Origin of the sequence: Pseudomonas marginalis, assembly GCF_900105325.1 — a bacterium.
Classification (GTDB): Bacteria; Pseudomonadota; Gammaproteobacteria; order Pseudomonadales; family Pseudomonadaceae; genus Aquipseudomonas; species Aquipseudomonas marginalis.
In genome coordinates, this window is record NZ_FNSU01000001.1 from 349,553 (window position 1) to 361,988 (window position 12,436).

18 protein-coding genes are annotated in these 12,436 nt (G+C 59.1%); 8 read left to right on the forward strand and 10 right to left on the reverse strand.

Features of this window, described 5'->3' with window-relative positions:
- Positions 1–12 precede the first annotated feature (12 nt).
- Genes BLW22_RS01730 through BLW22_RS01740 form a run of 3 tightly spaced genes read left to right on the forward strand, consistent with a single transcriptional unit; the run spans position 13 to position 1,981 of the window.
- Positions 13–441 carry a hypothetical protein gene (locus tag BLW22_RS01730; protein WP_024073462.1) on the forward strand — a complete coding sequence of 143 codons (429 nt, stop codon included), beginning with the start codon at positions 13–15 and terminating at the stop codon, positions 439–441.
- A gap of 1 nt (position 442) precedes the next feature.
- Positions 443–1,054 (forward strand): superoxide dismutase, encoded by a 612-nt coding sequence (locus tag BLW22_RS01735; RefSeq protein WP_065924295.1) that lies wholly within the window; start codon positions 443–445, stop codon positions 1,052–1,054.
- A 33-nt stretch (positions 1,055–1,087) separates the two neighbouring features.
- Positions 1,088–1,981: a ZIP family metal transporter gene (locus BLW22_RS01740; RefSeq protein ID WP_065924294.1), complete on the forward strand. Its 894-nt coding sequence runs from the start codon at positions 1,088–1,090 to the stop codon at positions 1,979–1,981.
- A 23-nt stretch (positions 1,982–2,004) separates the two neighbouring features.
- Here the strand turns inward: BLW22_RS01740 and BLW22_RS01745 are convergent, their stop codons facing one another.
- From BLW22_RS01745 to BLW22_RS01790, 10 genes are all read right to left on the reverse strand, one after another.
- Positions 2,005–2,277 carry an HPr family phosphocarrier protein gene (locus tag BLW22_RS01745; RefSeq protein WP_027604815.1) on the reverse strand — a complete coding sequence of 91 codons (273 nt, stop codon included), beginning with the start codon at positions 2,275–2,277 and terminating at the stop codon, positions 2,005–2,007.
- 16 nt (positions 2,278–2,293) lie between these two features.
- A complete protein-coding gene (rapZ, locus tag BLW22_RS01750) occupies positions 2,294–3,151 on the reverse strand; it encodes an RNase adapter RapZ (RefSeq protein WP_027604814.1) in 858 nt (285 codons plus the stop codon).
- A 2-nt stretch (positions 3,152–3,153) separates the two neighbouring features.
- Positions 3,154–3,618 (reverse strand): PTS IIA-like nitrogen regulatory protein PtsN, encoded by a 465-nt coding sequence (ptsN, locus tag BLW22_RS01755; RefSeq protein ID WP_065924293.1) that lies wholly within the window; start codon positions 3,616–3,618, stop codon positions 3,154–3,156.
- Between the two features lie 10 nt (positions 3,619–3,628).
- Positions 3,629–3,934, reverse strand: coding sequence for a ribosome hibernation-promoting factor, HPF/YfiA family (hpf, locus tag BLW22_RS01760; protein ID WP_027604812.1), 306 nt, complete (start codon positions 3,932–3,934; stop codon positions 3,629–3,631).
- 75 nt (positions 3,935–4,009) lie between these two features.
- Positions 4,010–5,503 carry an RNA polymerase factor sigma-54 gene (locus BLW22_RS01765; protein WP_065924292.1) on the reverse strand — a complete coding sequence of 498 codons (1,494 nt, stop codon included), beginning with the start codon at positions 5,501–5,503 and terminating at the stop codon, positions 4,010–4,012.
- 196 nt (positions 5,504–5,699) lie between these two features.
- A complete protein-coding gene (gene lptB, locus BLW22_RS01770; RefSeq protein ID WP_027604810.1) occupies positions 5,700–6,425 on the reverse strand; it encodes an LPS export ABC transporter ATP-binding protein in 726 nt (241 codons plus the stop codon).
- Positions 6,425–6,958 carry a lipopolysaccharide transport periplasmic protein LptA gene (gene lptA, locus BLW22_RS01775; protein WP_027604809.1) on the reverse strand — a complete coding sequence of 178 codons (534 nt, stop codon included), beginning with the start codon at positions 6,956–6,958 and terminating at the stop codon, positions 6,425–6,427. The genes lptB and lptA overlap by 1 nt, the downstream gene beginning before the upstream one ends.
- Complete coding sequence (gene lptC, locus BLW22_RS01780; protein ID WP_065924291.1) at positions 6,945–7,517, reverse strand: LPS export ABC transporter periplasmic protein LptC; 573 nt, start codon at positions 7,515–7,517, stop codon at positions 6,945–6,947. The genes lptA and lptC overlap by 14 nt, the downstream gene beginning before the upstream one ends.
- Positions 7,518–7,525: 8 nt before the next feature.
- Positions 7,526–8,050: a KdsC family phosphatase gene (locus tag BLW22_RS01785; RefSeq protein WP_027604807.1), complete on the reverse strand. Its 525-nt coding sequence runs from the start codon at positions 8,048–8,050 to the stop codon at positions 7,526–7,528.
- Positions 8,051–9,025 carry a KpsF/GutQ family sugar-phosphate isomerase gene (locus tag BLW22_RS01790; protein ID WP_027604806.1) on the reverse strand — a complete coding sequence of 325 codons (975 nt, stop codon included), beginning with the start codon at positions 9,023–9,025 and terminating at the stop codon, positions 8,051–8,053. It lies immediately after the preceding gene.
- 311 nt (positions 9,026–9,336) lie between these two features.
- Between BLW22_RS01790 and BLW22_RS01795 the strand changes: the two genes are divergently transcribed.
- Genes BLW22_RS01795 through BLW22_RS01815 form a run of 5 tightly spaced genes read left to right on the forward strand, consistent with a single transcriptional unit; the run spans position 9,337 to position 12,371 of the window.
- A complete protein-coding gene (locus BLW22_RS01795) occupies positions 9,337–10,146 on the forward strand; it encodes an ATP-binding cassette domain-containing protein (protein WP_003171811.1) in 810 nt (269 codons plus the stop codon).
- Entirely contained in the window at positions 10,146–10,943 is a 798-nt protein-coding gene (gene mlaE / locus BLW22_RS01800; protein WP_010213107.1) for a lipid asymmetry maintenance ABC transporter permease subunit MlaE, read from the forward strand. Before BLW22_RS01795 ends, mlaE begins: the two co-directional genes overlap by 1 nt.
- Positions 10,943–11,410 carry an outer membrane lipid asymmetry maintenance protein MlaD gene (gene mlaD / locus BLW22_RS01805; protein WP_003171814.1) on the forward strand — a complete coding sequence of 156 codons (468 nt, stop codon included), beginning with the start codon at positions 10,943–10,945 and terminating at the stop codon, positions 11,408–11,410. Before mlaE ends, mlaD begins: the two co-directional genes overlap by 1 nt.
- Positions 11,411–11,421: 11 nt before the next feature.
- The gene (locus BLW22_RS01810) at positions 11,422–12,069 is read left to right on the forward strand and encodes an MlaC/ttg2D family ABC transporter substrate-binding protein (RefSeq protein WP_065924288.1); all 648 of its coding nucleotides are present in this window, start codon (positions 11,422–11,424) and stop codon (positions 12,067–12,069) included.
- Positions 12,066–12,371, forward strand: a complete 306-nt coding sequence (locus tag BLW22_RS01815; protein ID WP_065924287.1) for an STAS domain-containing protein — start codon at positions 12,066–12,068, stop codon at positions 12,369–12,371. Before BLW22_RS01810 ends, BLW22_RS01815 begins: the two co-directional genes overlap by 4 nt.
- Positions 12,372–12,436 lie beyond the last annotated feature (65 nt).

Here is a 12,436-nt window from a genome sequence, read left to right on the forward strand (position 1 = left end):
TGGAGGCTCACCATGGAGCACTGGAAACGCACGATCGAACGGGCCAATCGCTGCTTTATGCAGGGCGAATTGGTTGACGCTCGCGAGGCCTATCTGCAAGCCCTGGCCCTGGCTCAAGTGCTGTTCGAGCGCTGGGCGAATGCCGACGAAGCAGTGGCGGCCTGCGTCATTTCCCATCACAACCTGGCGGATTTGCACCTGCGCCTGAATCAGCCCGAGGAAAGCGCCGAATACCTCTGCGCTATTCACCAGCGCTTGCTCCAGGCCATGCAGGACGTGCGCCTGAGCCCGCAGCTGCGGGAAGCGGCCCTGCGCCAGAGCAGTAAGACTTACGTCGAACTGTTGAATTTCATCAGCGATCACGGTGAGTACCCGCGCACCCATCGCTTGCTGGGCGGTACTGCGGTGCAGCCGACCACGTCTCAATACGGAGCACATTGATATGACCTACACCTTGCCTGCCTTGCCCTATGCCTACGATGCCCTGGAACCGCATATCGATGCGCAAACCATGGAGATTCACTACACCAAGCACCACCAGACCTACATCAATAACCTCAATGCGGCGGTCGAGGGCACCGAGTTTGCGGGCTGGCCTGTAGAGAAACTGGTGTCCAGCGTGCAGCAACTGCCGGAAAAACTGCGTGCGGCCGTCATCAACCAAGGCGGTGGCCACGCCAACCATTCACTGTTCTGGGCGGTGATGTCGCCTAAAGGTGGCGGCAAGCCCGACGGCGCGTTGGGAAAAGCCGTAGAAGAGCAACTCGGCGGTTTCGACAGTTTCAAGGAAGCCTTCACCAAAGCCGCCTTGACCCGTTTCGGCAGCGGTTGGGCGTGGTTGAGTGTCACTCCGCACAAGACGCTGATAGTGGAAAGCAGCGGCAACCAGGACAGCCCGTTGATGAATGGCAACACGCCAATCCTCGGCCTGGACGTCTGGGAGCATGCTTATTACCTGCGCTACCAGAACCGTCGCCCTGAATACATCAATGCGTTCTACAGCGTCATCAACTGGCCGGAAGTTGCCGCACGCTATCAGGCCGCGTTGGCCTGACATTCACCTCGATAACAAGATCTAAGGCCGACTATGGGCACTGAAACACTGGCGATCAGCAGCGTGCGAATGTTTCGTTATGCGTTTGGCTCGCTGCTGCTATTGGCAGGTACTGCATTGCTGGTGGCCCACGGGCTGGCCTGGCTGGATCTGGAGCCGCGCATCATGCGCGCCTTGCAGGGCGGGGCGATTTGCGCGCTTGGCACGGCGCTGGGGGCGGTTCCGGTCTTGGTGATTCGGCGGATGCCGGTGGCGTTGAGCGATACCTTGTTGGGCTTCGGTGCCGGTGTGATGCTGGCGGCGACCGCGTTTTCGCTGGTCGTGCCGGGAATTGCTGCGGCCGAAGCCCTTGGTCTTTCGCCCTGGGGTGCAGGTGGGCTGATCAGCTTCGGCATCATGCTGGGGGCATTCGGTTTGTATCTGGTGGACCGCAAGGTCTCCGGCGCCAGTCCGGAAATGTTGGTGGGCACACCGGATAAACCGGTGATTCCACCGCGTATCTGGCTGTTCGTGTTTGCCATCATCGCCCACAACATCCCCGAAGGCATGGCGGTTGGCGTCTCAGCCGGCGGCGGCATGCCGGATGCCGATAGCTTGGCCATGGGCATTGCTTTGCAGGATGTGCCCGAAGGTCTGGTCATTGCGCTGGTATTGGCTGGGGCAGGGATGTCGCGGATCAGGGCGTTCCTGATCGGCGCCGCGTCAGGCTTGGTGGAGCCGGTGTTCGCCGTGCTTTGCGCCTGGCTGGTGACCCTGGCCGAGGTGCTGTTACCGTTGGGCCTGGCACTGGCCGCTGGCGCGATGCTGTTGGTGGTCACCCACGAAGTGATCCCGGAGTCGCGCCGCAACGGTCACGAAAAACTCGCGAGCCTGGGGTTGTGCATGGGGTTCTGCTTGATGATGGTGATGGATACCGCCTTGGGGTGAGGCCTCAGCGGGGATAGGGGTTACTACTCACCCTCATCAAAGAAGTTGTTGATCAGCGCTACCAGGGCGTCCATTGCTTCCTGCTCTTGCTCGCCCTCGGTGCTCAAATGAATCTTGGTGCCCTTGCCGGCCGCCAACATCATCATCGCCATGATGCTTTTGCCATCGACCATGCTCTCCGGTGTACGCCCGGCGCGGATCTGGCAAGGGAACTGCCCGGCAATACCGACGAATTTGGCCGAGGCGCGGGCATGCAGGCCCAGCTTGTTGATGATTTCAATTTCCAGAGCGGGCATCGCGGGGGTGTTCCTTTCAGCTAAGGTCGCGGTGGCGAACCTGGACGTTCTTGAGGGTTTGTTGCAGCACCTGGCCCAGGCGCTCGGTCAGGTAGACAGAGCGGTGGTGACCGCCGGTGCAGCCGATGGCAATGGTGACATAGGCTCGGTTGCTCGCGGCAAAGCGCGGCAACCATTTGAGCAGGTAGCTGGAAATGTCCTGGAACATCTCCTCCACATCCGGTTGCGCGGCCAGGTAATCGGCCACAGGCTGATCCAGCCCCGACTGGTCGCGCAGTTCCGGCTTCCAATAAGGATTGGGCAGGCAGCGCACGTCGAACACCAGGTCGGCATCCACCGGCATGCCACGCTTGAAACCAAAGGACTCGACCAGAAATGCAGTGCCAGGCTCCGGCTGGTTCAGCAGGCGTAGCTTGATGGCATCGCGCAACTGGTACAGGTTGAGGCTGGTGGTGTTGATCTTGAGGTCAGCGAGGTCAATGATCGGCCCGAGCAGCTTGGTTTCATCCTCGATGGCTTCGGCCAGGGAGCGGTGTGGGCTGCTGAGGGGGTGACGTCTACGGGTCTCTGAGAAGCGCTTGAGCAGGGTTTCTTCGTCGGCGTCCAGATATAGCACATCGCAATGAATGTGTTTGGCACGCACCTCTTCGAGCAATTCCGGAAAACGCGTGAGGTGGCTCGGCAGGTTGCGGGCGTCAATCGAAACGGCGACCAGAGGTTGTGCCAATTCGGTATGGATCAGTGCCCGCTCCGCCAATTCCGGGAGCAGGCCGGCGGGCAGGTTGTCGATGCAATAGAAGCCGTTGTCCTCAAGGACGTTGAGGGCGGTACTTTTACCCGAGCCGGAGCGGCCGCTGACGATGATCAAACGCATGATTACTGCCCGTTTTGCTCATCCAGGACAACTTGATACAGCGCCTCGTTGCTACTGGCACTGCGCAGTTTGTCGCGTACTTCCTTGCGGTCGAGCATGCTTGCGATCTGCCGAAGCAGTTCCAGGTGTGCATCGGTGGCGGCCTGTGGGACCAGCAGAACAAACAGCAGGTCTACCGGGGCGCCGTCGATCGCGTCGAAATCTATAGGTGCGTCCAGGTGCAGCAGGGCGCTGACAGGTGACTCGCAGCCTTTGAGGCGGCAGTGGGGAATGGCGATGCCGTTGCCAAAACCGGTGGAGCCGAGTTTTTCACGGGCAATCAGAGCCTCAAAGACATCTTGCATCTCCAGTTCAGGCACTTGGCTGCTGATCAGGTTGGCAATTTGTTCGAGGGCTTTCTTCTTGCTGCCGCCCGGCACGTTCACGAGGGAACGGCCGGGGGTCAGGATGGTTTCAAGTCGGATCATGGGGGGAGAGTTAACGACCTGTGCCCTGAAGCAGGCTCAGATTCTTTTCCTTATGCTTTTTGAGTTGGCGGTCAAGCTTGTCTGTGAGCAAGTCGATTGATGCATACATGTCTTCATGTTCGGCATTGGCGACCACTTCTCCACCGGGTATCTGAAGAGTCGCTTCGATTTTCTGCTGAAGCTTGTCGACCTTCATGATGACCTGCACGTTGGTGATCTTGTCGAAATGACCCTCAAGCTTCCTCAGCTTCTGCTCGACGTAGTCGCGTAGTGGAGGGGTGACTTCTACATGGTGTCCACTGATGTTGACTTGCATACAGCTTCTCCTTCGTTGCCAGTGCATAAAGCGGCGGGTAGGAATACCCACCACTGGAACGCTGTGGCCCGCCCGTCACATCAAACGCTTACGCTCGCTGGAAGGCGCGATCCCAAGGGACTCGCGGTACTTGGCGACGGTTCGACGGGCGACCTGAATGCCTTGTGCCTCCAGTAAACCAGCGATCTTGCTGTCACTCAACGGCTTTTTCTGATTTTCCGCAGCAACCAGTTTTTTGATGATTGCGCGGATCGCCGTGGACGAGCATTCGCCGCCTTCGGATGTACTGACATGACTGGAGAAAAAGTATTTCAGCTCATATATGCCCCGTGGGGTATGCATGAATTTTTGTGTGGTCACCCGGGAAATCGTCGATTCGTGCATGCCCACCGCTTCTGCGATGTCGTGCAGGACCAGCGGTTTCATCGCCTCGTCACCATATTCCAGGAAGCCGCGCTGATGCTCGACGATCTGGGTGGCCACTTTCATCAGGGTTTCGTTGCGGCTCTGCAGGCTCTTGATGAACCAGCGCGCTTCCTGCAACTGGTTGCGCATGAAGGTGTTGTCGGCGCTGGTGTCGGCACGGCGCACAAAACCGGCATATTGCGGGTTGACCCGCAGGCGCGGCACCGACTCCTGGTTCAGTTCCACCAACCAGCGCTCGTTGTCCTTGCGCACGATCACGTCGGGAACGACGTATTCGGCTTCGCTGGACTCGATCTGCGAGCCTGGACGCGGGTTGAGGCTTTGCACCAGCTCGATGACCTGGCGCAGGTCGTCTTCCTTGAGCTTCATGCGCCGCATCAACTGGCTATAGTCGCGGCTGCCCAGCAGGTCGATATAGTCGGTGACCAGGCGCTGGGCCTCGGCGAGCCATGGGGTCTTGGCGGGCAGTTGGCGCAGTTGCAGCAGCAGGCATTCGCTCAGGGTGCGGGCACCGATGCCGGCGGGCTCGAACTGTTGGATGCGGTGCAGGACCGCTTCGATTTCGTCCAGCTCGATGTCCAGTTCCGGGTCGAAGGCCTCGAGAATCTCTTCGAGCGTCTCGTCCAGGTAACCCTGGTTATTGATGCAGTCGATCAGGGTCACGGCGATCAGGCGATCGGTGTCCGACATCGGCGCGAGGTTCAGTTGCCACAGCAGATGGCTCTGCAGGCTCTCGCCGGCGGAAGTGCGGGTGGTGAAGTCCCACTCGTCATCGTCATTACTGGGCAAGCTGCTGGCGCTGGTCTGGTAGACGTCCTCCCAGGCGGTGTCCACCGGGAGTTCGTTGGGAATGCGTTCGTTCCAATCGCCTTCCTCAAGGTTATCCACCGTGGGGGCGGTTTCCTGGTAGGAGGGTTCCTGTACGTCGGAATTGGGTTTTTGCTCGATGTTGTCGGCCAATGGGTCTGCATTATCGAAGTCGTCGCCTTCTTCCTGGCGTTCGAGCATCGGATTGGACTCCAGGGCCTCCTGGATTTCCTGTTGCAGGTCCAGGGTCGACAATTGGAGCAGGCGGATGGCCTGTTGCAGCTGCGGTGTCATCGTCAGCTGCTGGCCCATTCTCAGGACTAGCGATGGTTTCATGGCAGGGGCTTAACACCTTATTCGCCGGCGCAATGCGCCATCCACGACAGGGCGCGTGAGCGCCAAACATAAGCAAATTATATGCCTGATATCGGGGCTTTGCCTAGAGCGCGGTAACAATAAAAATCCGGAGGTTTTCATTGACTCCCGCGCGTCGGGCAAACGACCTGCCGCCGCCTTGTTTTTGCAGGCGGCCTTACAGGCGGAACTCGTGACCCAGGTACACTTCCTTGACCAGTTCGTTGGCCAGGATGGTGGCAGAGTCGCCCTCGGCGATCAGCTGGCCATCGTTGACGATATACGCGGTTTCGCAGATATCGAGGGTCTCACGCACGTTGTGGTCAGTGATCAGTACACCGATGCCCTTGGCCTTGAGGTGGTGGATGATCTGCTTGATGTCGCCGACCGAGATGGGGTCGACGCCGGCAAACGGTTCGTCCAGCAGGATGAACTTGGGGGCAGTGGCCAGGGCGCGGGCGATTTCCACGCGACGACGCTCACCACCGGACAGGCTCATGCCAAGGTTGTCGCGAATATGGTTGATGTGGAATTCCTGGAGCAGGCTTTCCAATTCTTTGCGGCGGCCTTCACGGTCGAGTTCCTTGCGGGTTTCAAGGATGGCCATGATGTTGTCGGATACCGACAGCTTGCGGAAGATCGACGCTTCCTGCGGAAGATAGCCGATACCTGCGCGGGCACGGCCATGCATTGGCTGGTGGCTGACATCCAGGTCGTCGATCAGTACGCGACCTTGGTCCGCCTGGACCAGGCCGACGATCATGTAGAAGCAGGTGGTCTTGCCGGCGCCGTTAGGGCCAAGCAAGCCGACGATCTGGCCGCTGTCGATCGACAGGCTGACGTCGCGCACGACCTGACGGCTTTTATAGGCCTTGGCCAGATGCTGGGCTTTCAGGGTTGCCATTACTCGGCCTTCTTCTTCGGCTGGATAACCATGTCGATACGTGGGCGTGGCGCGGTGACCTTGCTGCCATTGGCGCGACCGGCGTTGGCGATCTGCTTCACGGTGTCATAGGTGATCTTCTCGCCTTCCGTGGAGTTGCCATCGGGGCTGAGTACCTTGGCCTGGTCGATCAGCACGATGCGATTCTGCTGGGCGTGATACTGGATGGTCTTGCCGTAGCCCTTCATCGGGCCGGTGTCGGTAGCCGACTGCTTCTGTTCGAAGTAAGCCAGGTTGCCCACCGAAGTCACCACGTCGATATCGCCCGCCTGGGTGCGCGTCAGTGTCACCGTGTTGCCGGTGATCTTCATCGAGCCCTGGGTGATGATCACGCCGCCGGTATAGGTGGCGACGCCTTGCTTGTCATCCAGCTGCGCATCGTCAGCCGAGATGTGGATCGGTTGCTGGCTATCGTTCGGCAGAGCCCAGGCGCTCACGCTTCCCAGTGCTGCGCCCAGACCGAGCAAAATAGGGAGAGTTTTAACGAGCCTCATACTGTCCTCTTACGTTCGATAGCAGGTGTATCCTGCTTTCTTTCAAATACGCTTTCATTCCCTTGCCAGTCGATACACCGCCAGCGCCGTCGATTCTAACGTCTTGCTCGGTCTGCGCATATTGCTTCTGTGGGAATACGGTCATGCGACTGCTGGTAATCACGGTGTCACGGTTTTTGGCGTCAGTACGCGCAACGCGTACCGAGTCAATCAGTTCTACCTCGGTGCCGTCCGGGTTCACCTCGCCACGCTTGCTCGTGACATGCCATGGGAACTCGGTGCCGCGGTACAGGTTCAGGTCCGGGTTAGTCAGCAGGGTGACTTCGGTGGCCTTCAAATGCTCGACTTTGTCCGAGGTCATTTCGTACTGCACCTTGCCGTCAGGCAGGAACTGCACGCTGTAGGCATTGGTTGCGTAATAGTCGATAGCCCCTTCTTCAACCTGCGCTGCAGGCTGGTCGAGGAAGCGCCCCGGGCTGATATTCCAGTAGCCCACCGCGAGGAACAGTGCGGCGATGACTCCGAATAGCAGGAAGTTGCGAATCTTTTTACTCAGCATAAAACGCTCTATAGGTAGGCGGCGTGGGCCGCTTCAAGACTGCCCTGGGCTCGCAGGATCAGTTCACAGAACTCGCGGGCGGCACCTTCGCCGCCACGGGCGGTGGTGACGCCATGGGCGTGCTCGCGAACAAACGTCGCCGCATTGGCGACGGCCATGCCCAGGCCCACTCGGCGAATGACCGGCAAGTCGGGCAGATCATCGCCCAGATAGGCGACCTGCTCATAGCTTAGGTTGAGTTGGCCAAGAAGCTCGTCCAGAACCACCAGTTTATCCTCGCGGCCCTGATACAGGTGAGGAATACCGAGGTTTTGTGCGCGGCGTTCCACAACGGGGGTTTTTCTGCCGCTGATAATCGCCGTTTGCACGCCCGAAGCCATCAGCATCTTGATGCCCTGGCCGTCGAGGGTATTGAACGTCTTGAATTCGCTGCCATCTTCGAGAAAGTACAGGCGGCCATCGGTCAGCACGCCGTCAACGTCGAAAATCGCCAGTTTGATGTGTTTGCCGCGTTGCAACAGGTCGCTGGTCATTTACATCACTCCCGCACGCAGCAAGTCGTGCATGTTCAGGGCGCCAACCGGGTGGTCGTCGCTATCGACCACCACCAGCGCGCCGATCTTGTGGTCTTCCATGATCTTCAAAGCTTCGGCCGCCAGCATTTCAGGGCGTGCAGTCTTGCCATGGGGGGTCATCACGGCGTCGATGGTCGCGGTGCGGATATCGATGGTGCGGTCCAGGGTGCGGCGCAGGTCACCGTCAGTGAATACCCCGGCCAGGCGCCCGTCGGCTTCCAGGATCACGGTCATGCCCAGGCCCTTGCGGGTCATTTCCATCAGCGCATCCTTCAGCAGGGTGCCGCGCTGGACGTGGGGCAATTCCTCGCCCGAATGCATGACGTTTTCCACTTTCAGCAGCAGGCGGCGGCCCAAGGCACCACCCGGGTGGGAAAATGCGAAGTCTTCAGCGGTGAATCCACGGGCTTCCAGCAGCGCCACGGCCAGGGCGTCGCCCATGACCAGGGCGGCGGTGGTGGAGGAGGTCGGCGCCAGGTTCAGCGGGCAGGCCTCGTGGTCCACGTGAACATTCAGGTTCACGTCGGCGGCCTTGGCCAGGGTGGATTCCGGGTTGCCGGTGAGGCTGATCATCTTGATGCCCAGGCGCTTGATCAGCGGCAGCAGGGTCACGATTTCGTTGGTGGTGCCGGAGTTGGACAGCGCCAGGATGATGTCATCCTTGGTGATCATGCCCATGTCGCCGTGGCTGGCTTCGGCCGGATGCACGAAAAATGCGGTAGTCCCGGTGCTGGCCAGGGTGGCGGCGATCTTGTTGCCGACGTGGCCCGATTTGCCCATGCCAACCACGACAACACGGCCCTTGCTGGCCAGGATCATCTCGCAGGCGCGTACGAAATCTGCGTCGATATGGGCCAGCAAGCCTTCTACGGCTTCAACTTCGAGGCGGATGGTGCGTTGCGCGGATTGAATAAGGTCGCTGGATTGGCTCATGTCTGAAGTCGTATAGCCTGACGAAAAGTCGGCGATTATAGCGGTAATGATCAATTCCCTCACGCAAGTTCGTCAGGCTTTATTCAACGAATGCCTGAGATCGATCCTCAGTAACATAGCCAGCAACGTTTTTTCCCTGTCCTTAAACTGAACTAGCGCAGTTCCGGCCTTGGGCGCCCTGTACCAGCAGTGATATAGTTCGCCGCCAGTTCGGTCCGCCCAGCCCATGTGGCTATCTATATGCGTCACCGTTGCAAACGTTTGTCGCATGCATGGTGTCTGAGTGAGAGGCTGCATCCCAAGGAGTTTAGATGAGTGCCGATAACGCCTACGCGGTCGAGCTGAAGGGACTGACCTTCAAGCGCGGGACGCGCAGCATCTTCAATAACGTCGATATTCGCATTCCCCGCGGCAAGGTCACGGGCATCATGGGTCCGTCCGGTTGCGGCAAGACCACGCTGCTGCGTCTGATGGGCATGCAATTGCGCCCCAGCGCCGGTGAAGTATGGGTCAACGGCCAGAACCTGCCGACACTGTCGCGCAGCGATCTGTTCGATGCGCGCAAGCATATGGGGGTGCTGTTCCAGAGCGGTGCGCTGTTTACCGACCTCGATGTGTTCGAGAACGTGGCATTTCCGTTGCGGGTGCATACCCAGCTGTCCGATGAAATGATTCGTGACATTGTGTTGCTGAAATTGCAGGCCGTGGGCCTTCGCGGCGCCATCGACCTGATGCCCGACGAACTGTCCGGCGGCATGAAGCGCCGCGTGGCCCTGGCGCGCGCCATTGCCCTCGACCCGCAGATCCTCATGTACGACGAGCCCTTCGTCGGCCAGGATCCGATTGCCATGGGCGTGCTGGTACGCCTGATCCGTCTGCTCAACGATGCCCTGGGTATCACCAGCATCGTGGTCTCCCACGACCTTGCAGAAACCGCGAGCATTGCCGATTACCTTTATGTAGTCGGCGATGGCCAGGTGCTGGGGCAGGGTACGCCTGAAGAACTGATGAACGCCGACAACCCGCGTATTCGCCAATTCATGACCGGCGATCCCGATGGCCCCGTGCCTTTTCACTTTCCGGCAGCGGATTACCGCTCAGACCTTCTGGGGAAGCGCTGATGCGCAAGACATCTCTTATCGAGAAGGTTCGCCTTTTCGGTCGATCCGGTATCGACATCGTCGAAGTGCTGGGCCGCTCGACGATTTTCCTGTTCCACGCGTTGCTCGGCCGCGGTGGCATTGGTGGCGGCTTCGGCCTGTTGATCAAGCAGTTGCATTCGGTGGGCGTGATGTCCCTGGTGATCATTGTGGTCTCCGGGGTGTTCATCGGGATGGTGCTGGCGTTGCAGGGCTTCAATATCCTGTCCAGCTACGGTTCGGAGCAGGCAGTGGGGCAGATGGTTGCCCTGACGCTGCTGCGTGAGCTGGGGCCGGTCGTGACTGCGTTGCTGTTCGCCGGGCGTGCAGGTTCTGCGTTGACCGCCGAAATCGGCAACATGAAGTCCACCGAGCAGTTGTCCAGCCTGGAAATGATCGGCGTGGACCCGCTCAAGTACATTGTTGCCCCGCGCCTGTGGGCCGGCTTTATTTCCCTGCCGTTGCTGGCGATGATCTTCAGCGTGGTCGGTATCTGGGGCGGCTCGTGGGTGGCGGTGGACTGGCTGGGCGTCTATGACGGCTCCTACTGGGCCAACATGCAAAACAGCGTGACCTTCAGCGGTGACGTGCTCAACGGCATCATAAAGAGCATCGTCTTCGCCTTTGTAGTGACCTGGATCGCCGTATTCCAAGGCTATGACTGTGAGCCCACTTCAGAAGGGATCAGTCGCGCCACCACCAAGACCGTTGTGTACGCCTCGTTGGCAGTACTGGGCCTTGACTTCATTTTGACCGCCTTGATGTTTGGAGATTTCTGATGCAAAACCGCACTGTGGAAATCGGTGTCGGCCTTTTCTTGCTGGCTGGCATCCTGGCTTTACTGTTGCTGGCCCTGCGAGTCAGCGGCCTTTCGGCCAGCCCCACCGCCGATACTTATAAACTTTACGCGTACTTCGACAATATCGCCGGTTTGACTGTCAGAGCTAAAGTGACCATGGCCGGTGTGACCATCGGCAAGGTCACGGCAATCGATCTGGATCGCGACAGCTTCACCGGGCGAGTGACGATGCAACTGGACAAGAAGGTAGATAATCTGCCGACCGACTCCACTGCATCTATCCTCACTGCGGGTCTGCTGGGCGAGAAGTACATCGGTGTCAGCGTGGGCGGGGAAACAGCCCTGCTCAAGGATGGCTCGACCATCCACGACACGCAGTCGTCGCTGGTACTTGAAGACCTGATCGGTAAATTCCTGCTCAATACGGTCAATAAAGACGCCAAATGAGGAATCTGTACATGATCTCTACCTTGCGACGTGGCCTCCTGGTACTGCTGGCAGCGCTGCCGTTGATGGCCAACGCAGCGGGTTCTGCGCACGAACTGGTGCAGGACACTACCAACAGGATGTTGGCTGACCTGACTGCCAATAAAGAGCAGTACAAGCAAGACCCGAGCAAATTCTACGAAGCACTGAATACCATCGTCGGCCCGGTCGTCGATGCTGAAGGTATTTCGCGCAGCATCATGACGGTCAAATATTCGCGCAAGGCCACCCCTGCGCAAATGCAGACGTTCCAGGAAAACTTCAAGCGCGGCCTGTTCCAGTTCTATGGCAACGCTTTGCTTGAGTACAACAACCAGGGCATTACCGTCGCTCCCGCCGGGGATGAGTCGGGCGACCGCACCAGTGTCAACATGAGTGTCAAGGGCAACAATGGTGCCGTCTACCCTGTGCAGTACACGCTGGAGAAGATCAATGGCGAGTGGAAACTGCGCAATGTGATCATCAATGGCATCAACATCGGCAAGCTGTTCCGTGACCAGTTCGCCGACGCCATGCAGCGCAATGGCAACGACCTGGACAAAACCATCAATGGTTGGGCCGGTGAAGTCGCCAAGGCCAAGGAAGAGACCGATAAAGCCGCTGGGAAACCTGCCCAATGACCGAGTCGGCTGTTCGTCTCGGCGACGCGGGCGAGCTGTTCCTCAGCGGCGTGCTCGATTACCGCACCGGGCCTGACCTGCGCAAGCAGGGCCAGGCGCTGATCAAGACCAGCACGGCCCCTGCGTTGGTGCTGGATTGCTCGGCGGTAACCAAGTCCAGCAGTGTCGGCTTGTCGTTGCTGCTGTGTTTCATGCGCGATGCCGAAGCGGCCAAAAAGTCGGTCACCCTTCGTGCATTGCCCGAAGACATGCGTGAAATCGCCGAAGTTTCCGGTTTGACCGAGCTGTTGGCGCATCCTTAATACACATTATCGATAAAGCCCCCCGTCAGAGTCCTGCTATGCGGGGTTCGCAGGCGCGGGGCTTT

What these genes read in the sequence shown, in the direction of transcription:
- lptA (WP_027604809.1), bottom strand. Translation starts at nt 6,958, where the DNA reads ATGAGGCTCGTTAAAACTCTCCCTATTTTGCTCGGTCTGGGCGCAGCA.
- lptC (WP_065924291.1), bottom strand. Translation starts at nt 7,517, where the DNA reads ATGCTGAGTAAAAAGATTCGCAACTTCCTGCTATTCGGAGTCATCGCC.
- BLW22_RS01765 (WP_065924292.1), bottom strand. Translation starts at nt 5,503, where the DNA reads ATGAAACCATCGCTAGTCCTGAGAATGGGCCAGCAGCTGACGATGACA.
- BLW22_RS01790 (WP_027604806.1), bottom strand. Translation starts at nt 9,025, where the DNA reads ATGAGCCAATCCAGCGACCTTATTCAATCCGCGCAACGCACCATCCGC.
- BLW22_RS01740 (WP_065924294.1), top strand. Translation starts at nt 1,088, where the DNA reads ATGGGCACTGAAACACTGGCGATCAGCAGCGTGCGAATGTTTCGTTAT.
- BLW22_RS01815 (WP_065924287.1), top strand. Translation starts at nt 12,066, where the DNA reads ATGACCGAGTCGGCTGTTCGTCTCGGCGACGCGGGCGAGCTGTTCCTC.
- BLW22_RS01795 (WP_003171811.1), top strand. Translation starts at nt 9,337, where the DNA reads ATGAGTGCCGATAACGCCTACGCGGTCGAGCTGAAGGGACTGACCTTC.
- BLW22_RS01745 (WP_027604815.1), bottom strand. Translation starts at nt 2,277, where the DNA reads ATGCCCGCTCTGGAAATTGAAATCATCAACAAGCTGGGCCTGCATGCC.
- mlaD (WP_003171814.1), top strand. Translation starts at nt 10,943, where the DNA reads ATGCAAAACCGCACTGTGGAAATCGGTGTCGGCCTTTTCTTGCTGGCT.
- BLW22_RS01730 (WP_024073462.1), top strand. Translation starts at nt 13, where the DNA reads ATGGAGCACTGGAAACGCACGATCGAACGGGCCAATCGCTGCTTTATG.
- lptB (WP_027604810.1), bottom strand. Translation starts at nt 6,425, where the DNA reads ATGGCAACCCTGAAAGCCCAGCATCTGGCCAAGGCCTATAAAAGCCGT.
- BLW22_RS01735 (WP_065924295.1), top strand. Translation starts at nt 443, where the DNA reads ATGACCTACACCTTGCCTGCCTTGCCCTATGCCTACGATGCCCTGGAA.
- ptsN (WP_065924293.1), bottom strand. Translation starts at nt 3,618, where the DNA reads ATGATCCGACTTGAAACCATCCTGACCCCCGGCCGTTCCCTCGTGAAC.
- rapZ (WP_027604814.1), bottom strand. Translation starts at nt 3,151, where the DNA reads ATGCGTTTGATCATCGTCAGCGGCCGCTCCGGCTCGGGTAAAAGTACC.
- BLW22_RS01810 (WP_065924288.1), top strand. Translation starts at nt 11,422, where the DNA reads ATGATCTCTACCTTGCGACGTGGCCTCCTGGTACTGCTGGCAGCGCTG.
- BLW22_RS01785 (WP_027604807.1), bottom strand. Translation starts at nt 8,050, where the DNA reads ATGACCAGCGACCTGTTGCAACGCGGCAAACACATCAAACTGGCGATT.
- hpf (WP_027604812.1), bottom strand. Translation starts at nt 3,934, where the DNA reads ATGCAAGTCAACATCAGTGGACACCATGTAGAAGTCACCCCTCCACTA.
- mlaE (WP_010213107.1), top strand. Translation starts at nt 10,146, where the DNA reads ATGCGCAAGACATCTCTTATCGAGAAGGTTCGCCTTTTCGGTCGATCC.